Raw genomic sequence first — 25282 nt, 5'->3', positions numbered from 1 at the left:
TCCTGCCGTGACCGGCTGCCCGACTCCGATGATGGTGGATTTGGAATAGTGGGCACGGTGAGTGACGAACCTATCGACCCGGCGCAGCCCCGGCGCCGGATCCGGCTCCTGCTCACCGTCGCGATCGTCGTGCTCGTCCTCGACATCGTCACCAAGGTGCTTGCGGTGCGGCTTCTCACGCCCGGTCAGCCGGTGCCGATCATCGGGAACACGGTCACCTGGACGCTGGTGCGCAACTCCGGCGCGGCGTTCTCGATGGCTACCGGCTACACCTGGGTGCTGACGCTGGTCGCGACCGGCGTGGTGCTCGGCATCATCTGGATGGGGCGCCGGCTGGTCAACCCGTGGTGGGCGCTGGGGCTGGGCATGATCCTGGGCGGCGCGACCGGCAACCTCGTCGACCGGTTCTTCCGGTCGCCCGGACCGCTGCGCGGCCACGTCGTCGACTTCCTGTCGATCGGCTGGTGGCCGGTGTTCAACGTCGCCGACCCGTCGGTGGTGGGCGGTGCGGCGCTGCTGGTGGCGCTGTCGCTGTTCGGATACGAATTCGACAGCCCGGTGCGCCGCCGGCCGGACCCCGCCGCCGCGAGCGGGGACGGCGACCGCGAGGCCACCGAGGAGCCGTCAGCGCCCGCCGCCGACGACGGCGAGGCCGAAGAGGCCGGCCACCCCGAGACCCGATGACCGCGCGGTCGATGCCCGTTCCCGAGGGCCTGGCCGGCATGCGCGTCGACGCGGGCCTGGCGCGGTTGCTCGGCCTGTCGCGCACCGCCGCCGCCGCGCTGGCCGAGGACGGCGGCGTGGACCTCGACGGCGTGCCGGCCGGCAAGTCCGACCGGCTGACCGCCGGCGCCTGGCTCGAGGTGCGGCTGCCCGAACCGCCCGCCCCGGTCGAGAACCCCGTCGCGGAGGTGGCGGGGATGACGATCCTGTACGCCGACGACGACATCGTCGCGGTCGACAAGCCGCCGGGGGTCGCGGCGCACGCCGGGGTCGGCTGGCGCGGCCCGACCGTGCTGGGCGGGCTCGCGGCCGCGGGCTACCGCATCAGCACGTCCGGGATCCACGAGCGGCAGGGCATCGTGCACCGCCTCGACGTCGGCACGTCCGGCGTCATGGTCGTGGCGCTGTCGGAGCGGGCGTACACGGTGCTCAAGCGGGCGTTCAAGGCCCGCACGGTCGAGAAGCGCTACCACGCCCTGGTGCAGGGGCATCCCGATCCGTCGAGCGGCACCATCGACGCGCCGATCGGCCGGCACCGCGGCGGCGAGTGGAAATTCGCCGTCACCGAGAACGGCCGCCACAGCGTCACCCACTACGACACGATCGAGGCGTTCGTCGCGGCGAGCCTGCTCGACGTCCACCTCGAAACGGGCCGCACCCACCAGATCCGGGTGCACTTCGCCGCGCTGCACCACCCGTGCTGCGGCGACCTCACCTACGGCGCCGACCCCACGCTGGCGGCCCGGCTCGGGTTGGCGCGCCAGTGGCTGCACGCCCGCGCGCTCGCCTTCGCCCATCCGGCCGACGGCCGGTGGTTCGAGGTCACCAGCCCGTACCCGGCGGATCTGCAGCACGCCCTCGACGTGCTGCGCCGTCAGCAATGACGGCGGACAACCGCGCCGGGTGGCTGTTCGGCACCGGCGCCTACGTGTGGTGGGGACTGTGCCCGGGTTTCTTCCCGCTGCTGCTGCCGGCGAGCTCGCCGGAGGTGCTCGCCCACCGCATCGTGTGGAGCGCGGTGTTCCTCGTCGCCGTCCTCGCGGCGGCCCGGCGGTTGGGCGATCTGCGCCGGCTGACGGCGCGCACCTGGTGGCAGCTCGCGGCCGCCTCGGTGCTGATCTCGATCAACTGGGGCACCTACATCTTCGCGGTCACCCACGGCCACGTCGTCGACGCCGCCCTCGGGTACTTCATCAACCCGCTGATCAGCGTCGTCCTGGGGATACTGGTCTTCCGCGAGCGGGTGAGCCGCTGGCAGCTCGGCGCGCTCGGCGTGGCGACCGGCGCGGTGGTGCTGCTCACCGCGGAGGTCGGCGAGCCGCCGTACATCGCGATCGTGCTGGGGCTGTCGTTCGCCGTCTACGGCGTGGTGAAGAAGGTCGTCGACGCCGACCCGCGGGTCAGCGTGGCCGTGGAAACGCTGCTGGCGTTGCCGTTCGCCGGCGGCTTCCTGGTGGCCCTGGAGATCGGCGGCACCGGGCACTTCCTCGGCGAGGGGACCGGCCACACGCTGCTGCTCCTGCTCGCCGGGCCGGTGACCGCGATCCCGCTGCTGCTGTTCGGGGCAGCGGCGCAACGGCTGCCGCTGGTCAGCCTGGGCCTGCTCTTCTACCTCAATCCCGGCCTGCAGCTCGCCTGGGGGGTGTTCGTCGTGCACGAGCCGATGCCGCCGGCGCGCTGGGCCGGGTTCGCGCTGATCTGGCTCTCGCTGGTGGTCCTGGCGGTCGGCGGCCTGCGCGACAGGTCCGCGCGGGCGGGCGTCACGCCGCCGGCGGCGACGGACGGGCCCGCCGATGCCGTGCCGGATTCGCCGACGAGTCGAGGAGCCGGTGGCGGTGGCTGACCGCGAGGTGACCGAACGCCGGCAGCGCCGCAGCAACCGGATGCGCAAGCTGCTCGCCGGCGTCGCGCTGCTCGCCGCGTTCGGGGTGCTCGCGACGATGGTCGGCGCGGTGCTCATGCAGTTCTTCGGCGGCAACACCGCGTCCGCCCCGGCGCCGACGTCGGCCCGGCCCACGCTCACCACGCCGGCCGGACCGCCCATCAAACCGTTGCAGATCCGCCCGGTGCTGTCGCCGCCGCTGCAGGTGACGCCGCAGCATCCGTGCCCGCCGCCGGCGCCGCCACCGCCCCCCACCGCGCCGCTGACCGCGTGCGACCTGGTCAAGGCCGGCGTCTACCAGCTCGGCCCGGAGGGCGCCACGCTCACGCCGACCGCGGTCGACGTGGTGCCCGGCACCGGCGGCTTCTTCGCGATCCGCCTCACCATGGACCAGTCCTCGGCCGACACGCTCGCGGTGTACAGCAGCGCCCACGTCAACGCCCAGCTGGCGTTCGTCCGCGACACCATCGTGGTGTCGGCGCCGATGATCACCCAGCCGATCAGGTCGCGGGCCATCGAGCTGTCCGGCAACCTCACCCGCGCGCAGGCCGACGAGATGGCCGCGATGCTGCGCCAACCCGCCTAGCGCGACACGTCGTCGCGACACGCCCTGCCGTGTCGGGATACGGCTCTAGACTGGCAGGCCTATGGGTATCAGTGGTTCTTCGGCGGGGTCATTCGTCCACCTGCACAACCACACCGAGTACTCGATGCTCGACGGTGCCGCCAAGGTCAAGCCCATGCTCGCCGAGGCGCAGCGCCTCGAGATGCCCGCCATCGGCATGACCGACCACGGCAACATGTTCGGCGCCAGCGAGTTCTACAACGCGGCCACCGAGGCCGGCATCAAGCCCATCATCGGCGTCGAGGCCTACATCGCTCCCGGTTCCCGATTCGATACCAAGCGCGTGCTGTGGGGCGACCCCAGCCAGAAGAGCGACGACGTCTCGGGGTCCGGCTCCTACACGCACATGACGATGGTCGCCGAGAACGCCACCGGGCTGCGGAACCTGTTCACCCTGTCGTCGCTGGCGTCCTTCGAAGGACAACTCGGCAAGTGGTCGCGCATGGACGCCGAGATCATCGCCGAGCACGCCGAAGGGATCATCGCCACCACCGGCTGCCCGTCCGGCGAGGTGCAGACGCGGTTGCGGCTCGGCCACCACCGGGAGGCGCTGGAGGCCGCCGCGAAGTGGCGGGAGATCTTCGGGCCGGACAACTTCTTCCTCGAGGTGATGGATCACGGCCTGGAGATCGAGCGCCGCGTGCGCGACGGGCTGCTGGAGATCGGCCGGGTGCTGGGCATCCCGCCGCTGGCCACCAACGACTGCCACTACGTCACCCGCGACGCCGCCCGCAACCACGAGGCGCTGCTGTGCGTGCAGACCGGCAAGACGCTGTCGGACCCGACGCGCTTCAAGTTCGACGGGGACGGCTACTACCTGAAGTCCGCCGCCGAGATGCGCGCGCTGTGGGACGACGCCCTGCCGGGCGCCTGCGACTCCACGCTGCTGATCGCCGAGCGCGTGCAGTCCTACGCCGACGTGTGGACCCCGCGCGACCGCATGCCCGTCTTCCCGGTGCCCGCGGGCCACACGCAGGAGACCTGGCTGCGCCACGAGGTGAGCGCCGGGCTGGCGCGCCGCTTCCCGGCCGGCGTGCCGCAGGAGTACGTCGACCGCGCCGACTACGAGATCACCGTCATCTGCGACAAGGGCTACCCGTCGTACTTCCTCATCGTCGCCGACCTCATCAACTACGCCCGCAGCGTCGACATCCGCGTCGGGCCGGGCCGCGGCTCGGCCGCCGGGTCGCTGGTGGCGTACGCGCTGGGCATCACCAACATCGACCCCATCCCGTACGGGCTGCTGTTCGAGCGGTTCCTCAACCCCGAGCGGGTGTCGATGCCCGACATCGACATCGACTTCGACGACCGCCGCCGCGGCGAGATGCTGCGCTACGCCGCGAACAAGTGGGGCAGCGACCGCGTCGCGCAGGTCATCACGTTCGGCACCATCAAGACCAAGGCGGCGCTGAAGGATTCGGCGCGGGTCAACTACGGCCAGCCCGGCTTCGCGATCGCCGACCGCATCACCAAGGCGCTGCCGCCGCCGGTGATGGCCAAGGACATCCCGCTGTCGGGCATCACCGACCCGGAGCACCCGCGGTACAAGGAGGCCGCGGAGATCCGCGGACTGATCGACACCGACCCCGACGTGCGCACCATCTACGAGACGGCCCGCGGCTTGGAGGGCCTGGTCCGCAACGCCGGCGTCCACGCCTGCGCGGTCATCATGAGTTCCGAGCCGCTGATCGAGGCCATCCCGCTGTGGCGGCGCCCGCAGGACGGCGCGGTGATCACCGGCTGGGACTATCCGTCGTGCGAGGCCATCGGCCTGCTGAAGATGGACTTCCTCGGGCTGCGGAACCTGACGATCATCGGCGACGCGATCGCCAACATCAAGGCCAACCGCGGGATCGACCTCGACCTCGACACCGTGCCGCTCGACGACCCGGCGACCTACGACTTGCTCGGCCGCGGCGACACGCTCGGGGTGTTCCAGCTCGACGGCGGCCCGATGCGGGACCTGCTGCGGCGCATGCAGCCCACCGAGTTCGAGGACGTCGTCGCCGTCATCGCGCTGTACCGACCCGGCCCGATGGGCGTCAACGCGCACAACGACTACGCCGACCGCAAGAACAACCGGCAGGCGATCAAACCGATCCACCCCGAGCTCGAGGAGCCGCTCAAGGAGATCCTGTCGGAGACCTACGGCCTGATCGTCTACCAGGAACAGATCATGCGCATCGCGCAGAAGGTCGCCGGCTACTCGCTCGCCCGAGCCGACATCCTGCGCAAGGCGATGGGCAAGAAGAAGCGCGAGGTGCTCGACAAGGAGTACGCGGGCTTCTCCGAGGGCATGAAGGCCAACGGCTTCTCGGCCGCGGCGATCAAGGCGCTGTGGGACACCGTGCTGCCGTTCGCGGACTACGCGTTCAACAAGTCGCACGCCGCGGGCTACGGGCTGGTGTCCTACTGGACGGCGTACCTGAAGGCCAATTACCCGGCCGAGTACATGGCGGGGCTGCTCACCTCGGTCGGCGACGACAAGGACAAGGCGGCCGTCTACCTGTCGGACTGCCGCCGCCTCGGCATCACCGTGCTGCCGCCCGACGTCAACGAGTCCGAGCAGAACTTCGCCTCGGTGGGCACCGACATCCGCTTCGGCCTGGGTGCGGTGCGCAACGTCGGCGCCAACGTCGTCAGCTCGATCATCCGCGCGCGCACCGAGAAGGGCCGGTTCACCGACTTCTCCGACTACCTCAACAAGATCGACGTCGTGGCCTGCAACAAGAAGGTCACCGAGTCGCTGATCAAGGCCGGGGCGTTCGATTCGCTCAAGCACGCCCGCAAGGGCCTGTTCCTGGTGCACACCGACGCCGTCGACAGCGTGCTGGGCACCAAGAAGGCCGCGGCGATGGGCCAGTTCGACCTGTTCGGCGGCAGTGACGGCGGCGACTCCGATGGCATCGACTCGGTCTTCACGATCAAGGTGCCCGACGAGGAGTGGGACGACAAGCACAAGCTGGCGCTCGAGCGGGAGATGTTGGGCCTCTACGTGTCGGGGCATCCGCTCAACGGTGTCGCGCACATGCTCGCCGCCATGATCGACACGCCGATCCCGAACATCCTCGACGGCGAGGTCCCGAACGACACCCAGGTGAAGGTCGGCGGGATCCTCGCCGGGGTCAACCGCCGGGTGAACAAGAACGGCCTGCCGTGGGCGTCGGCGCAGCTGGAGGACCTGACCGGCGGCATCGAGGTGATGTTCTTCCCGCAGACCTACTCGACGTTCGGGGCCGACATCGCCGACGACGCGGTGGTGCTGGTCGGGGCGAAGGTGCGGGTGCAGGACGACCGGATCGCCCTGATCGCCAACGAGCTGGTGGTGCCGGACTTCAGCACCGCGGTGGTCAACCGGCCGCTGGCGGTCAGTCTCCCCACCCGGCAGTGCACGGTCGACAAGGTCGGCGAGCTCAAGCGGGTGCTGGCGCGGCATCCGGGTCCGTCGCAGGTGCAGCTGCGGCTCATCAGCGGCGACCGCATCACCACCCTGGAGCTGGACCAGTCGCTGCGGGTCACCGCGTCGTCGGCGCTGATGGGCGATCTCAAGGCGCTGCTGGGGCCGGGCTGCCTCGGGGGCTGAGCCCGCGGGCGACTAGCGGCGCGACGCGCAGTACAGGTGCAGGCCCGCCCCGGTGACGACGGCCGCCGCCGTACCGGTGAGCACCGCTGTGGCAGCGGTGCCGGCGACCACGCCGACAATCGCCGCCACCACGAATCCGACCACCAGCGCCATCACCTTGTAGGCGGGCCACGGGACGCCCGCAACGGTCACATCGCACGTCAACCGGGTGACATGCGAGCGGAGTTGCTCGACGGTGGTCATAGCTTTGAGGGTACTCCTCACGACAAATTTCGGGTAGCCGAAACACGGGTTGCGATGCCACTGGCATACCCCCGCAGGGACGCTTCAACCCCGGTTTTCGGTCCGTGCACGTGCTCACCCCGCCCAGCGCACCGGCCGGCCGACGGTTTGAGATCATGGACCGGTGTCCGCTGAACTGAGCCAGGTGCCGTCGGAGCTGTCGCCGCTGTCGGCGACGGACATCGACGCCGCCGCTCAGCGCATCGACGACGTGGTGATCCGCACCCCGCTGCAGTACTGCGAACGGCTCTCGGAGGCGACCGGCGCGACGGTCTACCTCAAGCGCGAGGACCTGCAGCCCGTGCGCTCCTACAAGATCCGCGGGGCCTACAACCTGCTGGTGCAGCTGACCGACGCCGAGCTGGCGGCCGGTGTGGTGTGCTCGTCGGCCGGCAACCACGCCCAGGGGTTCGCGCTCGCCTGCCGGTCGCTGGGCGTCCAGGGCCGGGTGTACGTGCCGTCGAAGACCCCGAAGCAGAAGCGGGACCGCATCCGCTACCACGGCCGCGAGTTCATCGAGCTCATCGCCGTCGGCGCCACCTACGACCAGGCCGCCGCCGCCGCGCTCGACGACGTCGCCCGCACCGGCGCGACGCTCGTGCCGCCCTACGACGACCTGCGCACCATGGCCGGTCAGGGCACCATCGCCGCCGAGATCCTCGAGCAGCTCGACGAAGAACCGGACCTGGTCGTCGTGCCCGTCGGTGGTGGCGGCTGCATCTCGGGGATCACCACCTATCTCGCGCAGCGCACCACCGGCACCGCGGTCCTCGGGGTGGAACCGGCCGGCGCGGCCGCGATGATCGCCGCGCTGGCCGCGGGCGCGCCGGTGACGCTCGACCACGTCGACCAGTTCGTGGACGGCGCGGCGGTCGCCCGCGCGGGTGCGCTGCCGTTCGCGGCGTTGAGCGCCGCCGGGGACATGGTGTCGCTCACCACGGTCGACGAGGGCGCGGTGTGCACCGCCATGCTCGACCTGTACCAGCACGAGGGCATCATCGCCGAGCCCGCCGGGGCGCTGTCGGTGGCCGGTCTGCTGGAGACGGCGGTGGAGCCGGGGTCGACGGTGGTGTGCCTGATCTCCGGCGGTAACAACGACGTGTCGCGCTACGGCGAGATCCTCGAGCGTTCGCTGGTCCACCTGGGCCTCAAGCACTACTTCCTGGTCGACTTTCCGCAGGAGCCGGGCGCGCTGCGCCGCTTCCTCGACCAGGTCCTCGGCCCCAACGACGACGTCACGCTGTTCGAATACGTCAAGCGCAACAACCGGGAGACCGGTGAGGCGCTGGTGGGCATCGAGCTGAGCTCGGCGGCCGACTACGACGGGCTGCTCGCCCGGATGCGGAACTCCGACGTCCACGTGGAGTCGCTGGAGCCGGGGTCGCCGGCGTACCGCTACCTGCTGTAGCGCGCCGGCCTCAGGCGCTGCGCAGCACCGCGAACGACTGCCCCGGCAGCACCGTCGCGTCGGCGCCGACCTCGGGATCACCCCAGGCGAGGACGACGTCGCCGGTGACCGGAACACTCACCGCGTCGGTGCCGATGGTGCACGCGATCGCCAGCGCGCCGCGGTGCAGCACGATCCAGCGCTGGTCTTCGTCGAAGTCGACGCGCAGGTGCGACAGCCATGGGTCGGCGAGGTCGGGCTCGTTTCGCCGCAGGGCGATCAGCGACCGGTAGAGCTCCAGCATGTGGGCGTGGTCGCCGTCGGCGAGTTCGTCCCAGTCGAGTTTGGAGCGCTCAAACGTCGCCGGGTCCTGGGGATCGGGGATCTCGTCGGCGTCCCAGCCGTGCTCGGCGAACTCCCGCTTGCGGCCCTCGGCCGTCGCCCGGGCCAGCTCCGGCTCCGGGTGGCTGCTGAAGAACTGGAACGGCGACGACGACGCCCACTCCTCACCCATGAACAGCATGGCGGTGAAGGGCGACAGCAGCGCCAGCGCGGCCTTCACCGCCAGCTGGCCGGCGGTCAGGTTCTGCGACGGCCGGTCACCGACCGCGCGATTGCCCACCTGGTCGTGGGTGGTGGTGTAGGCCAGGAGGCGGGTGCCGGGGATCAGCGACGTGTCGAGCGGCCGGCCGTGCCGGCGGTCCCGGAAGGTCGAGAACGTGCCGGCGTGGTAGTAGCCACCGGTCAGGGTCTTCGCCAGCGTCTCCAGCGAGCCGAAGTCGCGGTAGTAGCCCTGTCGCTCTCCGGAGACGGCCGCATGGATGGCGTGATGGATGTCGTCGTCCCACTGCGCCGTCATCCCGAGGCCGCCCAGCTCGCGCGGCGTGATCAGCCGCGGGTCGTTCATGTCGCTCTCGGCGATCAGCGACAGCGGCCGGCCCAGCTCGTCGGCCAGGGCGTCGGTCGCGGCGGACAGCTCCTCCAGGATGTGGATGGCGGTGGTGTCCACCAGCGCGTGCACCGCGTCGAGCCGCAGGCCGTCGGCGTGGAAGTCGCGCATCCAGCGCAGCGCGCAGTCGATGATGTACCGGCGCACCTCGTCGGCGCCGGCGTCGGCGATGTTGATGCCCTCACCCCACGGATTGCTGCCCGACGACAGGTAGGGACCGAACCTGGGCAAGTAGTTGCCGGACGGTCCGAGGTGGTTGAACACCGCGTCGATCAGGACGCCGAGCCCGCGGGCGTGGCAGGCGTCGACCAGCCGGATCAGGGCGTCGGGGCCGCCGTACGGCTCGTGCACGGCGTACCACAGCACGCCGTCGTAGCCCCAGCCGTGGGTGCCGCCAAAGGCGTTGACCGGCATGAGCTCGACGAAGTCGACGCCGAGCTCCACCAGGTGGTCGAGCTTCTCGATCACCGCGTCGAGGGTGCCGGCGGGGGTGAAGGTGCCGACGTGAAGCTCGTAGATCACCCGACCGCGCTCGGCGCCCTCGATGGAGCGGCCGGCCCAGCCGTGGTCGGTCCACGCGTCGGGTGCCGGCTGCCAGAGCTGCGAGCGCTCGTGCACGCCGTCGGGCTGGCGCGGCGACCGCGGGTCCGGCAGCACCGTCGGGTCGTCGTCGAGGACGAAGCCGTACCGCGCGTCGGGGGAGACGTCCACGGTGGCGCGCCACCACGCGTCGTCCCCGCGGGTCATCGGGTGCAGTGCGCCGTCGACGTCGAGCTGCACCCGCTTCGGACGCGGCGCCCAGACGGCGAACTCGTGCTCAGGCATCCTGGCTCCGTTCCAGCAGCGCCACCGGCAGCGCGCCGAACAGCTCGGCGATCGGCACGGTACCGCCCCACTGTGCGCCGCTGATCCGGTCGGTCCAGGTGCCCGCGGGAAGTGTCAGCGACGTGTCGCCCCAGCCGGTTTCGGTGAGGCGGGTGGTCCAGCGGCCCGCCGCCACCACCACGTCGCCGCCGCGCCCGAACGCCACCACATGGGCGGCGGCGGCGCCGTCGGCGAGCATCGGCGTGTAGTCCCCGGCGAGGAAGGTGTCCGGCCGGTCGCGCCGCAGCCGCAGCGCGGCGGCGCTCACCCGCAGCTTCGGGTGGTCCAGGGCGGCCAGCGCCGCGCGCCGGGCGTCGTAGTCGACCGGGCGGCGGTTGTCGGGATCGACGAGGCTGTCCTCCCACAGCTCGGTGCCCTGGTAGACGTCCGGGATACCGGGCGCCGTCAGCGCGATCAGCTTCTGGCCCAGCGCGTCGTTGCGGGCGTGCGGATCCAGCTGCGCCACCAGGCGGGTGAGCTCGGCGCCCACCGGCCCGTCCATCACGGTGTCGAGCCAGCCATGGACGGCGTCCTCGAACCCCGCGGCCGGCTCGTTCCACGTGGTGTGCAGCGCCGCCTCACGGATCGCCTTCTCGGCGTAGGCGTGCACCCGCGACCGCAGCTCCTCGGTGACGACGCCGTCGGCCGGCCACACCCCGAACAGGTTCTGCAGCAGGAACATCGCGGTGCCCGCGTCGGGGGCGGGCGCCCGCTGCAGCCACGCGCCGACGTACTCCGCCCACAGCGACGGCACCTGCGACAGCACCCCGATGCGGGCGCGGACGTCCTCGCCGCGCTTGGTGTCGTGCGTGGTCAGCGTGGTCATCGCGTGCGGCCACAGCCGCGCCCGCACCGCGGCGCGCTGGTGGAACTCCGCGAGGCCGACCCCGAACCGGTCCGGCTCGCCGCCGACCTCGTTCAGCGACACCAGCCGCGGGTCGCGGTAGAACAGGCAGTCCTCCATCGACTTCGCGGTCGCCGCGCCACACAACTGCTGCAGCCGCACGGCGGCCTCGGCGTCGTGCGACAGCGCACTGGACACCACGGCCAGCGCGTCGGCCAGGTCCGGTGACTCGCCGACCGTCGCGGCGAGCGCGCTGGGCAGCACCGACGACAGCGTCCGGTAGTCGGACCGGTAGACCCCGATGTGGCTGATCAGCGCGGCGATCGCCGCGGGCAGCCGCGGATGGTCCCGGCCCGTGGTGCCGACCACGGTGCGATGCAGCCGCGCCAGCTCGCTGGCCAGTGTGTGGGTGACGGCCGCGGCCTTGAGGTCGCGGGCGGACGCGGTGAGCGCGTCGTAGTCGACGCCGGCGGAGCCGACCAGGTCGGTCAGCGCCCGCTCGCCCGTCGGGTCGACGAACACCCCGCCGGCCTCCCGCAGCGCGTCGTAACCGGTGGTGCCGGCGACCGGCAGCGTCGGATCGAGGGGTTCGTCGACCGCGAGGATCTTCTCGATGACGATCCAGGTGTCGTCACCCACCGTCTCGCGCAGCCACTGCAGATATCCCGCGGGCCGCGACAGGCCGTCGGGGTGGTCGATGCGCAAACCGTCGACCAGGCCCTCGGCGCACCAGCGGGCCACCTCGGTGTGGGTGGCGTCGAACACCGCCCGGTCCTCCTGCCGCAGCCCCGCCAGCGAGGTGATCGAGAAGAACCGGCGGTAGCCGCACACGCCGGACAACTCTTCCGTCGCCTCGGATCCCTTCCAGCCGATCAGCCGGTAGTGCTGTCGCTCGTGCACCTCGCGGCCGGTGCCCTCACCGGTGCCGGGCGCGATCGGGTACTCCAGGTCGCCCAGGCGCAGCACGTCACCGTGCACTTCGAGCGCGTCGACGTCGTCACCGGAACCCAGCACCGGGATGAGGATCTTGCCGTCCGGGTCGACGTCCCAGTCGATGTCGAAGAAGGCGGCGTAGCGGGACGCCTTGCCGTGCGTCAGCACGTCCCACCACCAGGCGTTCTGCCGGGGCGTCTCGACGCCCAGGTGGTTGGGCACGATGTCGACGACGAGGCCGAGCCCGCGGGCGTGGGCGGCGTCGGCCAGCCGCGCCAGCCCGTCGGCACCGCCCAGCGCGGCGGACACGGTCGTCGGATCGGTGACGTCGTAGCCGTGGGTCGATCCCTCGGCGGCGGTGAGGATCGGCGAGAGATACAGGTGGGACACCCCGAGCTCGGCGAGATAGTCCACCAGGCGTTCGGCGTCGGCGAACCGGAAGCAGTCGCCGCGCAGCTGCAGCCGATAGGTGGAGATCACGGGCAGTGCCATGTCAGGCCGACTTCCGCAGCACCAGCACCGAGCGGGGCGCCAGCGTCACCTTGTCGCCCGCGGCGACCACCAGGTCGGTGGCGCCCGTGGGTGTGGCGGTATCCAGTTCGGCCGTCCACTGGTGGCCGTAGAACGTTTCGGGCGTCACGAAATCCACCTCGTCGTCGTGGGCGTTGAAGCACAGCAGGAACGAGTCGTCGACGACCCGCTCACCGCGCGCGTCCGGGGCGGGGATCGCCTCGCCGTTGAGGAACACGGCCACACATCGGCCGAACCCGCTACCCCAGTCCTGCGGCGTCATCTCCTGGCCGGCCGGCGTCAGCCAGGCGATGTCGCGGACCTGGCCACCGGTGCGGATCGGCTTGCCCGCGAAGAACCGCCGCCGCCGGAACACCGGGTGCCGGCGGCGCAGCCCGGTCACGGCGCGGGTGAAGGCCAACAGGTCGGCGTGGTCGGCCGCCAGCGACCAGTCCATCCAGCTGAGCTCGGAGTCCTGGCAGTACACGTTGTTGTTGCCGCGCTGGGTGCGGCCGATCTCGTCGCCGTGGGCGATCATCGGCGTGCCCTGGCTGACCATCAGCGTCGCGAGGATGTTGCGCATCTGCTGGGCGCGCAGCGCCAAGATCTCCGGGTCGTCGCTTGCGCCTTCGACACCGCAGTTCCACGACCGGTTGTGGCTCTCGCCGTCGCGGTTGTCCTCGCCGTTGGCCTCGTTGTGTTTGTCGTTGTAGGACACGAGGTCTGCCAGCGTGAACCCGTCATGGCAGGTGACGAAGTTGATGCTGGCGCTCGGGCGGCGGCCGGTGGCTTCGTAGAGATCGGAGGAGCCGGTGAGGCGGGAGGCGAATTCACCCAGGGTCGCGGGTTCGCCCCGCCAGTAGTCGCGCACAGTGTCGCGGTACTTCCCATTCCATTCCGTCCACAAACCTGGGAAGTTGCCCACCTGGTAGCCGCCCTCGCCGACGTCCCACGGCTCGGCGATCAGCTTCACCTGGCTGACCACCGGGTCCTGCTGCACCAGGTCGAAGAACGCCGAGAGCCGGTCGACGTCGTAGAACTCGCGCGCCAGCGTCGACGCGAGGTCGAACCGGAACCCGTCGACGTGCATCTCGGTCACCCAGTACCGCAGCGAGTCCATGATCAGCTGCAGGGTGTGCGGGTGGCGGGCGTTGAGGCTGTTGCCGGTGCCCGTGAAGTCCTTGTAGTAGCGGCGGTCGCCGTCGAGCAGCCGGTAGTAGGCGGCGTTGTCGATGCCGCGGAAGTTGATCGTGGGCCCGAGGTGGTTGCCCTCGGCGGTGTGGTTGTAGACCACGTCGAGGATCACCTCGATGCCCGCCTCGTGGAACGCCCGCACCATCGACTTGAACTCCGCGACCGCGCCGCCGGCATGCCGGTTCGCCGCGTACTGATAGTGCGGGGCGAAGAAGCCGACGGTGTTGTAGCCCCAGTAGTTGCGCAGCCCCAGCTGCACGAGCCGGTGGTCGTGCATGAACTGGTGCACCGGCATCAGCTCGATGGCGGTGATGTTCAGCGAGCGCAGGTGGTCGATCACCGCCGGATGGCACAGCCCGGCGTAGGTGCCCCGCAGCGCTTCCGGAACGGCCGGGTGGCGCTGCGTCATGCCCTTGACGTGCGCCTCGTAGATGATCGTCTCGTGGTAGGGGGTGCGCGGCGCGTGGTCTGCCGCCCACTGGAAGTAGGGGCTGATCACGACGCTGGTCATGGTGTGGCCCAGGGAATCGACCCGCGGCGGGACGCCGCCGGCGGCCGGGTCCTCGGCGTCGAGGTCGTAGGAGTACAGCGCCTGGGAGAAGTCGAAGTCGCCGTGGAAGGACTTGCCGTAGGGGTCGAGCAGCAGCTTGCTGGCGTCACAGCGCTGACCGGCGGCCGGGTTCCACGGGCCGTGCACCCGGAACCCGTAGCGCTGGCCGGCCGTCACGGTCGGCAGGTAGGCGTGCCATACGAAGCCGTCGACCTCGTCGAGGTCAATGCGCTCCTCGCGGCCGTCCTTGCCGATGAGGCACAGTTCGACGCGCTCGGCGACCTCGGAGAACAGCGAGAAATTGGTGCCCGCACCGTCGTAGGTCGCCCCGAGCGGATAGGGCGTTCCCGGCCACACGGTCGGGACAGCGGGGGTCGGGGCCATCGGACGACCCTATCGAGGAGGTGGCCGCGGCGCGCCCCCGGCGACGTCACCACCAACCGGTGGCGGGCCCCATCTGGCGTCCGAGCTCGGCGGTGAGGGTGCGCACGTACGTCGCCGAGAGATGGTGAGAGTCGTGGTACACCAACACATTTCCCTCGATGGCGCGACAGTAGTCCGGGCGGCAGATCGCGTCGGACAGGTCGAGCGGGTGCAGCACCGGATACCGGGAGAGGTAGTCGAGCGTCGGGTTGCGGTCGGACAGCACGTCGGACCGCTTCATGCCGCAGGTCGTGGCGTCCCCGCCGTCGGCGAGACAGTCCGCAGGCTCGAACGGCTCGCCGTTGCGGTAGTTCCACGGCGTGTCGCGAATGCCGAGGATGCCGATCCCGTTGCGCTGCAGAATGTCCCAAATACCGGTGTAGCTGGCGGGAATGGTGTCGCCGTCGGCGTTGAACTTCGGCCGCGTCGTGTTGGTGAAGACGAAATCCGGGTGGTCGGCGACGAGGGCGTCCATCACGTGCTCGACCCAGTCGTGGCAGGCGGGGTAGGGGATGTTGTCGCCGACGATTCGCGGGAGCACCTCGGTGGACAGCGGGCAGCCCATCTTCAGGTAGGTGACCACCTTGAAGTGGTGCGCTTTGCCGAGCGTGTCGAGCGCGGTGATCCAGTGCTCGGCGTGCGAGCCCCCCGCGAGCGCGACGGTGCGGCCGGCCGTCGGGTCGCCGTACACACAGTTCTTGATGTCGCCGTTGTTGAAGTCGCTGATACAGCCGGCGTCGGTGGACTCCGGCAGATCCTTTTTCGCCTCGAGCACCGACGGCCGCATCGGCAGCTTCGGTACCCGCGCCCCCTCGGTCAGCGCCCGCGCGCCGGGGTAGTCGCGCGGCGAGAGCCCGGACAGCTCCTTGCCCTTGGCGCGCTCGATGGTGACGTGCTCCCGCCAGGTGAACGACGTGGCCGTCAGCGCTACCCCGAGCAGCACCACGATCGAGCCGAGCACGATCGTGGGACGCCGGAAGCGCACCCGCAGCGGAACCGTGGCCCGCGTCGGCGCGGAACTCTGGCGGCGGTAACGCAGCGGGGTCTCGACGTACCGGGTGGTCGCCCACGCGATCACCACCGACACCGCCAGCACGCCCGCGCCGGCGACGAAGCCGACCGAACTCTCGCCGGTGTGGGCGAGCCAGAAGATCAGCAGCGGCCAGTGCCACAGGTACAGCGAATAGGCGATGCCGCCGAGCCACACCAGCGGCGCGCTCGCCAGCATCCGGTTGATCAGCGGCGGCTTGCCGCGGGTGCGCGAGCTGCCCGCCAGGTTGGCCCCGGCGAGGATCAGCAGCAGCGCCGAGCCCACCGGGTACAGCGCCCACGGACCGGGGAACTCGTTGACGCCGTCGAGCACCATGCCGCAGCTGAGCACACCGGCCAGTCCGACCAGCGCCATCGCGTTGCGCAGCCAGTTCGGGAACCGGACGTACGGCACGGCCGCGCCGACGAGCGCGCCGATCAACAGCTCCCAGGCGCGCGCGAAGCTGTCGTAGTAGGCGTGGGTCTGGTTCTCCTGGTGGACGACGATCGCGTAGCCGAACGACGCGACGGTGAGCGCGGCGATCAGCACCACGAAGGCCGGGCGCAGGAGCCGGCCGAGGCGGCGGCGGGCGAGGAACGCGAACCCGAACACCACGACCAGCAGCGCGACGTAGAACTGCCCCTGCACCGACATCGACCAGATGTGCTGCAGCGGGCTGACCGCCTCGCCCGCGCGCAGATAGTCGTTGGTGTCGTGCGCGAGCTCCCAGTTCTGGAAGTAGCCCAGGCTTGCCAGGCTCTGGTCGGCGAAGGTCTCCCAGCGCGTCTCGGGCTGGATCAGGATCGTCAGCACCGCGGCCGCCGCGAGCACCACCACCAGCGCGGGCAGCAGCCGCCGCACCAGCCGCGTCAGTTCGGGCAGCGGGGACAGCGAGGACCCCGGCGCCAGCGCCGTGCGCAACAGCGAGCCGCCGAAGAAGAAGCCCGACAGCGTGAGGAAGACGTCGACGCCGCCGGACACCTTGCCGAACCACACGTGGAACACCGCCACGAGCCCGATCGCGATGCCCCGCAGCCCGTCGAGGTCGTGACGGTAGAACGGCCGGTTCCTGCCCCGGTTCGCCGGTGCCGCGGACGTGCGGGCGGCGGCCTTGGGGGGCGAGGTCAGGGTCGTCATGATCGCCAACAATCTACTTCAGGTTCACCGAATGGCCGCCCGCTCGGCGGGACGGTTTCCCAGCAGCGCAAAGGAGTCGCGGGTGCTGCGTTAGGCTCGCTTTCCGTGCCAGCGCTGACCCCGGAGGAGATCCGTGCGGTCGACGCGGCGCACATCTGGCATCCCTACAGCACCGTCGGCGCCGACGCGGTCGTCGCGGTCGGCGCCGCCGGTCCGTACCTCACGGTGGTGCACGACGGCAGGCGTGTCGAGGTGCTCGACGCGATGGCGTCGTGGTGGACGGCGGTGCACGGCCACGGCCACCCCGTCCTGGACGCGGCGATCACACGACAGCTCGGCGTGCTCAACCACGTGATGTTCGGTGGGCTCACCCACGAGCCGGCCGCCCGGCTGGCGCAGCTGCTCGTGGAGATCACCCCCGCCGGCCTCGACAGCGTGTTCTTCAGCGACTCCGGGTCGGTGTCGGTGGAGGTGGCGGTCAAGATGGCGCTGCAGTACCAGCGCAGCCGCGGGCGGCCCGGGCGGCACCGGCTGCTGACGTGGCGCGGCGGGTACCACGGCGACACCTTCACCCCGATGAGCGTGTGCGACCCCGACGGCGGCATGCACGCGCTGTGGACCGACGTGCTGGCCCGGCAGCTGTTCGCGCCGGCGGTCCCCGCCGCGTACGACGCCGCCTACGTCGCCGAATTCGAGCGGCTGCTCGCCGCGCACGCCGACGAGGTGGCGGCGGTGATCGTCGAGCCGGTGGTGCAGGGCGCGGGCGGCATGCGCTTCCACGACCCGCGATACCTCACCGACCTGCGCGCCCTGTGCGACCGGTACGGCGCGCTGCTGATCTTCGACGAGATCGCCACCGGCTTCGGCCGCACCGGTGAGCTCTTCGCCGCCGACCACGCCGGTGTGACGCCCGACATCATGTGCGTCGGCAAGGCGCTCACCGGCGGCTACCTGACGCTGGCGGCGACGCTGTGCACCGCCGAGGTCGCCGCGGTCATCAGCGCCGGCGAGCCGGGCGCGCTGATGCACGGGCCGACCTTCATGGCCAATGCGCTGGCGTGCGCGGTGTCGGTGGCATCGGTCGAGTTGCTGCTCAGCCAGGACTGGCGCGCGGCGGTGAGCGGGATCGAGGCGCAGCTGCGCTCGGGGCTGGCGGCGGCGCGCGCGCTGCCCGGCGTCGCCGACGTGCGGGTGCTCGGCGCGATCGGGGTCATCGAGCTGACGCGACCGGTCGACCTGGCGGTGGCGACCCCGGCGGCGCTCGACCACGGGGTGTGGCTGCGCCCCTTCCGCAACCTGATCTACGTCATGCCGCCGTATGTCTGCACGGCCGAGCAGGTCGACACCATCACCTCGGCCATGGTCGAGGTGGCGCGGCTCGTAGGCTGACGACGATGTCCGACACCGATACCGTCCGCGCCGCCGACGCGCTGGCGTGGCTCGACGACGTCGAAGCCCGCCGCCGCGCCGCGGGCCTGCGCCGCGCGCTGCGGGTGCGGCCGCCGGTGGCCGTCGAGCTCGACCTGGCGAGCAACGACTACCTCGGGCTCTCGGCGCACTCCGACGTCATCGACGGCGGCGTGGCGGCGCTGCGTACCTGGGGTGCGGGTGCGACGGGCTCCCGGCTGGTGACCGGTAACACCGAGCTGCACGAGGCGTTCGAGGCCGAGCTCGCCGACTTCATGGGCGCCGAGTCGGCGTTGGTGTTCTCGTCGGGCTACACCGCGAACCTCGGGGCGGTGGCCGCGCTGTCGGGACCCGGATCGCTGCTGGTGTCCGACGCCTACACGCACGCCTCGATCGTCGACGGCTGCCGGCTGTCGCGCGCGCGTGTGGCGGTGACACCGCACAACGACGTGGCGGCCGTCGCGGCCGTGCTGGCTGCCCGCAGCGAGGAGCGCGCCGTCGTCGTCACCGACTCGGTGTTCTCCACCGACGGGGCGCTCGCGCCGCTGCGCGCGCTGCACGACGTCTGCCGCCGCCACCGCGCCCTGCTGGTCGTCGACGAGGCGCACGGCCTCGGGGTGCGCGGCGACGGCGGCCGCGGGCTGGTGCACGAGACCGGCCTGGCCGGCGAGCCGGACGTGGTGGTGACGGCGACGCTGTCGAAGTCGCTCGGCAGCCAGGGCGGGGTGGTGCTGGGTCCGACCGCGGTGCGCGACCACCTGATCGACGCCGCCCGGTCCTTCATCTTCGACACCGGGCTGGCGCCCGCGGCGCTCGGTGCGGCGCAGGCGGGGCTGCGGGTGCTGCGCGCCGAGCCGTGGCGGGCCGCCGCGGTGCTCGACCACGCCGCCCGGCTCGCCGGCGCCTGCGGGGTGACCGCACGGCCGGAGTCGGCGGTCGTGTCGGTGATCCTCGGTGAGCCCGAGGTGGCGCTGGCGGCGGCGACGGCCTGCCTCGACCGCGGGCTGCGGGTCGGCTGCTTCCGGCCACCCACCGTGCCGCCCGGCACGTCGCGGCTGCGGCTCACGGCCCGCGCCTCCCTCACCGGCGAGGAGCTCACCCTGGCCGCGCAGGTGCTGGGCGACGTGCTGGCGACCGCCCCGCGATGACGGTCCTGGTGGTCACCGGCACCGGCACCGGCGTCGGGAAGACGGTCGCGACCGCCGCGCTGGCCTGCCGGGCCGCGCGCGCCGGGCTCGACGTCGCCGTGTGCAAGCCGCTGCAGACCGGGACCGCCGACGGCGACGACGATCTCGCCGAGGTCGGCAGGCTGGCCGGGATCACGGCGCTGCACGGGCTGGCGCGCTACCCCGAGCCGCTCGCGCCGAAGGCCGCCGCACAGCGCGTGGGTGCCCGACTGCCCACCGACGCCGAGCTCGTCGACTTCGTCGCCGCGGTCGACCGGCCGGGCCGGCTGACGCTCGTCGAGGGTGCGGGCGGGCTGCTCGTCACGCTGAGCGCGGGCGGCGGCACGCTGCGGGACCTGGCCGCAGCCACCGGGGCGGCCGTGCTGGTGGTGGCGGCGGCCGGCCTGGGCACGCTCAACCACACGACGCTGACGCTCGAGGCGCTCGACGGCGCCGGGCTCGCCTGCGCCGGGTTGGTCATCGGCTCGTGGCCCGCCGTTCCCGGCCCCGCCGAGCTGACCAACCGCGACGAGCTGGCCGCGCTGGCGCCGGTGCGGGCGGTGCTGCCCGCCGGCGCCGGAGCATCAGACGCCGGGTCCTTCGCGGCGCTGTGCGACGACGTGGTCGACGGTGATTGGCTCGGCACGCTGGTGCGTTGATGGTGCACTCGATCGAGCTGATCCCCGACGCGGACATCGAGGCGCAGCTGTGGCGGGACTGGCGGCTGCTCGCCGAGGCCGGGCTGCCCAGCCAGCTGAGCGTGCGCTCGGAGAGCAACCGGCCGCACGTCACCGTGACGGTCGCGAGCTCGTTCGGCGCGGGCGTCGACGCGGCGCTGAGCGAGGTGTTCGACCTGCTGCCGCTGCCGTGTGTCGTCGGCGCGCCGCTGCTGTTCGGGACGTCCCGGTTCACCGTCGCGAACCTGGTGGTCCCGTCGCCGCAGCTGCTGGCCTTCCACGCCGCGGTGAACCGGTGCTGCCGGCCGCACGCGCCCGACGGGCTGCTCGACCACGCCGAGCCGGGGCGGTGGACGCCGCATCTCACGCTGGCCCGCCGCGTGGAGCCGGCGCAGCTGGCGCAGGTCGCGCCGCTGATCGCGCGCCGGACCGAGCTGGCCGGTCAGTTCACGGGGCTGCGGCACTGGAACGGGAACCAGCGGGTGGAGCACTGGCTCGTTGCGCCCTGATCCCGTCGACGAGGATCCGCAGGCCGAACCCGAACGCCGCGTCGGCCGTCCCGACGGCCACCCCGGCCGCCGGCTCGAGGGCCGCGCCGGCCGCGTCCCACTGCAGCCGGGACTGCTCGTCGCCGGTGAACCCGAGCACGTAGTGGGTGACGGTGCGGGCCGCCCGCGCCGCGTGGGGTGCGGCGAGGCCGGCCTCGGTGATGTCGTCGACCAGCCCGGCGACGATCGTCCGCATCGCCGCGCAGTGGCCCGCGGCGAAGGTCGCGGACACCAGTTCGGCGCCGTCGGTGTGCGACAGCAGCGCGTCGCGCAGCCGTGCGCAGCGGCTGCGCAGCCGGTCGCTCCAGTCGGCCGGCTCCGGTGCGGCGAGCGCGGCAGCGAGCACCCGGTCCGACACCGCGCCGAGCAGCTGCTGTTTGTTCGCGAAGTGCCAGTACAGCGCGCCGGGGGTGACGTCGAGGTCGCGCGCGAGGCGGCGCATCGTGAGGTCGGCGATGCCGTGGGCGTCCAGGATGCGGGTGGCGGCGTCGACCACGTCGCGGCGGTGCAACTGCACCCGGCTACCCTAGCGGCGGACTTGAACGCCGTTCAGGTCGGTATCGCCGAGGAGGATCACCTATGACGCAGGCTGCGACGGACGTCTTGGGCCTAGCCCGCGAGCAGGTGCTGGAGCGCGGCGAGGGCCTGACCGCCGAGCAGGTGCTGGCCGTGCTGCAGCTGCCCGACGACCGGCTGGCGGACCTGCTCGCGCTCGCCCACGAGGTGCGGATGCGCTGGTGCGGCCCGGAGGTCGAGGTCGAAGGCATCATCAGCCTGAAGACCGGCGGCTGCCCCGAGGACTGCCATTTCTGCAGCCAGTCCGGCCTGTTCGCCTCGCCGGTGCGCAGCGCGTGGCTCGACATCCCCAGCCTGGTCGAGGCGGCCAAGCAGACCGCGAAGTCCGGCGCCACCGAGTTCTGCATCGTCGCCGCGGTGCGCGGCCCCGACGAGCGGCTGCTCGCCCAGGTGGCGGCCGGCATCGAGGCCATCCGCAACGAGGTCGACATCCAGATCGCCTGCTCGCTGGGCATGCTCAGCCAGGAGCAGGTCGACCGGCTCGCCGCCATGGGCGTGCACCGCTACAACCACAACCTGGAGACGGCGCGGTCGTTCTTCCCCCACGTCGTGACCACCCACACCTGGGAGGAGCGCTGGGGCACGCTGCAGATGGTGCGCGAGGCCGGCATGGAGGTGTGCTGCGGCGGCATCCTCGGCATGGGGGAGACCCTCGAGCAGCGCGCGGAGTTCGCCGCCGACCTGGCCGCGCTCGACCCGCACGAGGTGCCGCTGAACTTCCTCAATCCGCGCCCGGGCACGCCGTTCGGCGACCTCGACGTGCTGCCGGCCGCCGACGCGCTGCGGGCGGTCGCCGCGTTCCGGCTGGCGCTGCCGCGCACGATGCTGCGGTTCGCCGGCGGGCGCGAGATCACCCTCGGCGACCTCGGCGCCAAGCAGGGCATCCTCGGCGGCATCAACGCCGTCATCGTCGGCAACTACCTCACCACGCTGGGCCGCCCGGCCGAGGCGGACCTGGAGCTGCTCGACGACCTCCAGATGCCGATCAAGGCGCTCAACGCCAGCCTGTAGAAACGGGTGATGGCCGAACACCTGCCGGCGCCCGTCGGGGCCGGTGTCTACAACGTCTACACCGGCGCGGCGGTCGACTCCGCGGGCGGCCGCGTCGTCCCGACGACCGCGCAGCTGGGTTTGGAACCGCCGCGGTTCTGCGGCGAGTGCGGCCGCCGGATGGTCGTGCAGGTGCGGCCCGACGGCTGGTGGGCGAAGTGCTCACGCCACGGCCTGGTCGACTCGCGCGACCTGGACCTGCGGCGGTGAGCGGCGCGGACACCCGGCGGCTGGCGGACCGGGCGCCGTGGCCGCTGATCGTGGGCGGCATGGCCGTCGCCGGCGTGCTGCTGGGCGCGCTGTGGGCGCTGCTGGCGCCGCCGCTGCGCCGGGCCTACGGCCTGACCACCCGCGGGGACCGCGTCATGGTGTTCCTCGGCGAGGAGTCCGAGCACTACTTCGACTCGGCGGCCCTGCTGGTGTGCCTGCTGACCGGCCTCGCGGTGGTCGCGACCGTCGCTATCTGGCAGTGGCGGCGCCACCGCGGACCGCGCATGGTCGCGTTCGTCACCGTCGGCGCCGCGGTGGCCAGCGGCGCGGCGGCCGCGGTCGGCGCCGGACTGGTCCGGCTGCGGTACGGCGCACCGGATCTCGCGTCGGCGCCGCTGTCCCCGGACGACCGGATCGTCGAGTTCACCCAGGCGCCGGCGGTGTTCTTCGGCACCGCACCACTGCAGGCGCTGGTGACGGCGGCCCTGCCGGTGCTGGCCGCGGCACTCACGCTCGCGGTGTGCGTCGCGCTCACCGCCCGCGACGACCTCGGGGTCGCCGGCGGCCAACCCGCGCCGGAGCCCCCGGCGCCGCCGATGCCCGTCCTAGAGGGGCCGGCGCTCGACCCGACGCCCGGTGGCGACCTTCGCGGCGATCCGCACTAGCCGCGCCATGCCCCGGTAGGTCACGGGGTTGAGCAGGGTGGGCCACTTGGTGCGGATGAGGTGGTCGGTCAGCGGCCGGTCGGCGAACCGGTCGGTGAGCCAGCGCAGCGCCATCGGCGCCGACATCGGATGCAGCAGCATGTGCTCGCTGAACATGTCGCGGTGGTAGGTGACGTTCGAGCCGCCGGCGCTGTAGACGTCGGCGAGGGTGTCGATGTCGTCGACGCCGACGATCTTGTCGTGCACGGCCTGCACCAGCAGCACCGGCACCGACGGCGCCGCGGTGCCCAGCCGGATCTTGTCGAACACCTGCCGGATCGCGGGGAGCTCGAGGATCTCGTCGAGTGGCAGGTTGACGTAGCTGTCCATGTCGCGGTTGACCATCCGCACGACGGCGGGCACGGTCGTCATCCGCTTGAGCGAATCGAGCAGCGCCCGGCCGTCCTCGGTCGCGTACTCCTTGATGACCTTGTCGAGCTCGGGGTAGACGGTGGTCAGCGCGGACACCACCATCGCCGGGAGTCCGGAGAAGATCGAGCCGTTGAGTCGGGTGAAGGCGTGCCCGAGGTCGCCCACCGGCGACCCGAGCACCGCGCCGACGATGTTGAGCTCCGGCGCGTACTCGTCGTACACCTCGGCCGCCCAGGCGCTGGCGAGCCCGCCGCCGCTGTAACCCCACAGCCCGATCGGCGCCTCGCGGGAGAGGTTCAGCCGATCGCAGTTCAGTGCCGCTCGCAGCCCGTCGAGGATCCGGTAGCCCGGTTCGGCGGGCGTGCCCCACAGGCCGCGCAGCCCCTCGTGGTCGGGCACCGACACCGCCCAGCCCTCGGCCAGCGCCGCGGCGATGAGCAGGAACTCGAATTGCGCCAGGGCGCCCAGCGCGTGCGCGCCGCGCTGCAGGGCATAGGACGGGAAACAGCGGGAGCTGACGGCGTCGATGGCGCACTGGTAGGACAGCACCGGGCACGGCCGCTGCGGGCTGCGCTGCGCCGGCACCAGCACGGTCGTGACGTTCGCCTCCGGCTCGCCGTTCAGATCGGTCGTCCGGTACAGCAGCTGCGTGGCGCGAAACCGCTGCGGGATGAGCCCGAGGAAGGCCAGGTCGACGCTGCGGGACCGGAGCACGGTGCCGGGGCGGGCGTGCTCGAACCCGACGGGCGGGGCGTAGAACGGGTCTTTCTCCGGCAGGATCGGCCGGCGACGGCGCACGTCCTCGTGAGGGACGGCGCCGATCCACTCGGGTTCGTTCGCTTCCGCCAGCACTGCTGCGTCCATCCCACTCCTTCACATGGCCTCCGGCATTCTTACTTAAGAAGCCGTTAAGAAGCCAGTCGACATGCCTCAGCCGGGCGGTCGCAGCGCCGCGAACTCGTCGGTCACGATCAGCCGGGCGGCCGTGAACCGGTAGAGCGACGCGGGCCGCCCGCCGCTGCGGCCGGATTGCGCGGTGGTGCCGGTCCGGGTGATCACCCCGCGGCGGGCGAGTACCCGCTGCAGGTTGGTGGCGTCCACCTGGTAGCCCAGGGCGGCGCTGTAGACGTCGCGCAGCGTCGACAGCGCGAACTGCGTGGGCGCGAGCGCGAAGGCGATGTTGGTGTAGGAGAGCTTGGCGGCCAGGCGCGCGCGGGCGTGGTCCACCATCGGGCCGTGGTCGAACGCCATCGGCGGCAGGTCGGCCACCGGGTGCCAGCGGGTATCGGGCGGCAGCTCGGGGGCGGCGGGGGAGGGCACCAGGCCGAGGAACGTGGAGGCGATGGTGCGGGGACCGGGCACCCGCGCGGGGTCGGAGAACACCGCGAGCTGCTCCAGGTGGGCGACCTCCCGCAGGTCCACCTTCTCGGCGAGTTGCCGCCGCACCGAGCTCGTCATGTCCTCGTCGGCGCGCAGCCGCCCACCCGGCAGCGCCCACGCGCCGCGTTGCGGGTCCTGACCGCGTTGCCAGAGCAGCACGCAGAGCTGCGGGCGGGTGTCGAGTTCGCGCACCTGGAACACGACGGCGAGCACCTCGTGCTCAGTGCTACGATGGGACACGTTTTCGATTATAAGTCGAAAACTCGGCACGACGAC

The 25282-nt window shown here is 71.9% G+C and carries 20 protein-coding genes and 1 pseudogene; 13 read left to right on the top strand and 8 right to left on the bottom strand.

Features of this window, described 5'->3' with window-relative positions; translation table 11 throughout:
• Nucleotides 1-15 precede the first annotated feature (15 nt).
• The 5 genes from lspA (at nt 16) to dnaE (ending at nt 6813) form a co-directional block, all read left to right on the top strand.
• A complete protein-coding gene (gene lspA / locus LV457_RS14735) occupies nt 16-684 on the top strand; it encodes a signal peptidase II (protein ID WP_239030838.1) in 669 nt (222 codons plus the stop codon).
• Nucleotides 681-1607, top strand: a complete 927-nt coding sequence (locus LV457_RS14730; protein ID WP_232171950.1) for an RluA family pseudouridine synthase — start codon at nt 681-683, stop codon at nt 1605-1607. Before lspA ends, LV457_RS14730 begins: the two co-directional genes overlap by 4 nt.
• Nucleotides 1604-2566, top strand: a complete 963-nt coding sequence (gene rarD, locus LV457_RS14725; RefSeq protein ID WP_232171949.1) for an EamA family transporter RarD — start codon at nt 1604-1606, stop codon at nt 2564-2566. The genes LV457_RS14730 and rarD overlap by 4 nt, the downstream gene beginning before the upstream one ends.
• Nucleotides 2559-3191 carry a hypothetical protein gene (locus LV457_RS14720; protein ID WP_232171948.1) on the top strand — a complete coding sequence of 211 codons (633 nt, stop codon included), beginning with the start codon at nt 2559-2561 and terminating at the stop codon, nt 3189-3191. The genes rarD and LV457_RS14720 overlap by 8 nt, the downstream gene beginning before the upstream one ends.
• A 67-nt stretch (nt 3192-3258) precedes the next feature.
• On the top strand, nt 3259-6813 hold the full coding sequence (dnaE, locus tag LV457_RS14715) for a DNA polymerase III subunit alpha (RefSeq protein WP_232172126.1): 3555 nt from the start codon (nt 3259-3261) through the stop codon (nt 6811-6813).
• 12 nt (nt 6814-6825) lie between these two features.
• Here the strand turns inward: dnaE and LV457_RS14710 are convergent, their stop codons facing one another.
• Nucleotides 6826-7056, bottom strand: a complete 231-nt coding sequence (locus tag LV457_RS14710) for a hypothetical protein (RefSeq protein WP_232171947.1) — start codon at nt 7054-7056, stop codon at nt 6826-6828.
• A 163-nt stretch (nt 7057-7219) separates the two neighbouring features.
• Between LV457_RS14710 and ilvA the strand changes: the two genes are divergently transcribed.
• On the top strand, nt 7220-8503 hold the full coding sequence (ilvA, locus tag LV457_RS14705) for a threonine ammonia-lyase IlvA (RefSeq protein WP_232171946.1): 1284 nt from the start codon (nt 7220-7222) through the stop codon (nt 8501-8503).
• A gap of 10 nt (nt 8504-8513) precedes the next feature.
• On the opposite strand, the gene treZ is transcribed toward ilvA, so the two are convergent.
• From treZ to LV457_RS14685, 4 genes and pseudogenes are all read right to left on the bottom strand, one after another.
• Nucleotides 8514-10256 carry a malto-oligosyltrehalose trehalohydrolase gene (gene treZ, locus LV457_RS14700; RefSeq protein ID WP_232171945.1) on the bottom strand — a complete coding sequence of 581 codons (1743 nt, stop codon included), beginning with the start codon at nt 10254-10256 and terminating at the stop codon, nt 8514-8516.
• Entirely contained in the window at nt 10249-12564 is a 2316-nt protein-coding gene (treY, locus tag LV457_RS14695) for a malto-oligosyltrehalose synthase (RefSeq protein ID WP_232171944.1), read from the bottom strand. The genes treZ and treY overlap by 8 nt, the downstream gene beginning before the upstream one ends.
• A 1-nt stretch (nt 12565) precedes the next feature.
• Nucleotides 12566-14723, bottom strand: a pseudogene (gene glgX, locus LV457_RS14690) (glycogen debranching protein GlgX).
• Between the two features lie 33 nt (nt 14724-14756).
• Nucleotides 14757-16916 (bottom strand): acyltransferase family protein, encoded by a 2160-nt coding sequence (locus LV457_RS14685; RefSeq protein ID WP_232171943.1) that lies wholly within the window; start codon nt 16914-16916, stop codon nt 14757-14759.
• A 105-nt stretch (nt 16917-17021) separates the two neighbouring features.
• Between LV457_RS14685 and LV457_RS14680 the strand changes: the two genes are divergently transcribed.
• From LV457_RS14680 to LV457_RS14665, 4 genes are read left to right on the top strand one after another with little or no spacing between them, the layout of a single operon-like run.
• On the top strand, nt 17022-18305 hold the full coding sequence (locus tag LV457_RS14680; RefSeq protein WP_232171942.1) for an adenosylmethionine--8-amino-7-oxononanoate transaminase: 1284 nt from the start codon (nt 17022-17024) through the stop codon (nt 18303-18305).
• Nucleotides 18306-18310: 5 nt separating this feature from the next.
• Nucleotides 18311-19471: an 8-amino-7-oxononanoate synthase gene (locus tag LV457_RS14675; RefSeq protein ID WP_232171941.1), complete on the top strand. Its 1161-nt coding sequence runs from the start codon at nt 18311-18313 to the stop codon at nt 19469-19471.
• Entirely contained in the window at nt 19468-20148 is a 681-nt protein-coding gene (gene bioD, locus LV457_RS14670; protein WP_232171940.1) for a dethiobiotin synthase, read from the top strand. Before LV457_RS14675 ends, bioD begins: the two co-directional genes overlap by 4 nt.
• A complete protein-coding gene (locus LV457_RS14665; protein WP_232171939.1) occupies nt 20148-20675 on the top strand; it encodes a 2'-5' RNA ligase family protein in 528 nt (175 codons plus the stop codon). The genes bioD and LV457_RS14665 overlap by 1 nt, the downstream gene beginning before the upstream one ends.
• On the opposite strand, the gene LV457_RS14660 is transcribed toward LV457_RS14665, so the two are convergent.
• Nucleotides 20614-21231, bottom strand: a complete 618-nt coding sequence (locus LV457_RS14660) for a TetR/AcrR family transcriptional regulator C-terminal domain-containing protein (protein WP_232171938.1) — start codon at nt 21229-21231, stop codon at nt 20614-20616. The two genes, LV457_RS14665 and LV457_RS14660, sit on opposite strands and share 62 nt — an antisense overlap.
• A 62-nt stretch (nt 21232-21293) precedes the next feature.
• Here LV457_RS14660 and bioB point away from each other — a divergent pair, with 62 nt between their 5' ends.
• From bioB to LV457_RS14645, 3 genes are read left to right on the top strand one after another with little or no spacing between them, the layout of a single operon-like run.
• A complete protein-coding gene (gene bioB, locus LV457_RS14655) occupies nt 21294-22301 on the top strand; it encodes a biotin synthase BioB (protein WP_232171937.1) in 1008 nt (335 codons plus the stop codon).
• A gap of 9 nt (nt 22302-22310) precedes the next feature.
• Entirely contained in the window at nt 22311-22550 is a 240-nt protein-coding gene (locus LV457_RS14650; RefSeq protein WP_232171936.1) for a hypothetical protein, read from the top strand.
• Nucleotides 22547-23215 carry a DUF2567 domain-containing protein gene (locus tag LV457_RS14645; protein ID WP_232171935.1) on the top strand — a complete coding sequence of 223 codons (669 nt, stop codon included), beginning with the start codon at nt 22547-22549 and terminating at the stop codon, nt 23213-23215. The genes LV457_RS14650 and LV457_RS14645 overlap by 4 nt, the downstream gene beginning before the upstream one ends.
• Here the strand turns inward: LV457_RS14645 and LV457_RS14640 are convergent.
• Both LV457_RS14640 and LV457_RS14635 read right to left on the bottom strand, forming a co-directional pair.
• Complete coding sequence (locus tag LV457_RS14640; RefSeq protein WP_232171934.1) at nt 23156-24490, bottom strand: lipase family protein; 1335 nt, start codon at nt 24488-24490, stop codon at nt 23156-23158. The two genes, LV457_RS14645 and LV457_RS14640, sit on opposite strands and share 60 nt — an antisense overlap.
• Before the next feature lie 66 nt (nt 24491-24556).
• Nucleotides 24557-25246 (bottom strand): NUDIX domain-containing protein, encoded by a 690-nt coding sequence (locus LV457_RS14635; protein WP_232171933.1) that lies wholly within the window; start codon nt 25244-25246, stop codon nt 24557-24559.
• Nucleotides 25247-25282 lie beyond the last annotated feature (36 nt).

This window comes from Mycobacterium sp. MYCO198283 (assembly GCF_021213805.1).
In the GTDB taxonomy this organism is placed as follows: Bacteria; Actinomycetota; Actinomycetes; order Mycobacteriales; family Mycobacteriaceae; genus Mycobacterium.
The sequence above is the reverse complement of the archived record's forward strand: the minus strand, read 5'-3'. Positions and strand labels throughout refer to the sequence as shown.

Bases quoted from the DNA above. Each gene is read 5' to 3' on its own strand.
- bioB (WP_232171937.1), top strand. From the start codon at position 21,294: ATGACGCAGGCTGCGACGGACGTCTTGGGCCTAGCCCGCGAGCAGGTG.
- LV457_RS14650 (WP_232171936.1), top strand. From the start codon at position 22,311: ATGGCCGAACACCTGCCGGCGCCCGTCGGGGCCGGTGTCTACAACGTC.
- LV457_RS14710 (WP_232171947.1), bottom strand. From the start codon at position 7,056: ATGACCACCGTCGAGCAACTCCGCTCGCATGTCACCCGGTTGACGTGC.
- rarD (WP_232171949.1), top strand. From the start codon at position 1,604: ATGACGGCGGACAACCGCGCCGGGTGGCTGTTCGGCACCGGCGCCTAC.
- LV457_RS14675 (WP_232171941.1), top strand. From the start codon at position 18,311: ATGTCCGACACCGATACCGTCCGCGCCGCCGACGCGCTGGCGTGGCTC.
- LV457_RS14730 (WP_232171950.1), top strand. From the start codon at position 681: ATGACCGCGCGGTCGATGCCCGTTCCCGAGGGCCTGGCCGGCATGCGC.
- bioD (WP_232171940.1), top strand. From the start codon at position 19,468: ATGACGGTCCTGGTGGTCACCGGCACCGGCACCGGCGTCGGGAAGACG.
- LV457_RS14665 (WP_232171939.1), top strand. From the start codon at position 20,148: ATGGTGCACTCGATCGAGCTGATCCCCGACGCGGACATCGAGGCGCAG.
- LV457_RS14640 (WP_232171934.1), bottom strand. From the start codon at position 24,490: ATGGACGCAGCAGTGCTGGCGGAAGCGAACGAACCCGAGTGGATCGGC.
- treZ (WP_232171945.1), bottom strand. From the start codon at position 10,256: ATGCCTGAGCACGAGTTCGCCGTCTGGGCGCCGCGTCCGAAGCGGGTG.
- LV457_RS14685 (WP_232171943.1), bottom strand. From the start codon at position 16,916: ATGACGACCCTGACCTCGCCCCCCAAGGCCGCCGCCCGCACGTCCGCG.
- treY (WP_232171944.1), bottom strand. From the start codon at position 12,564: ATGGCACTGCCCGTGATCTCCACCTATCGGCTGCAGCTGCGCGGCGAC.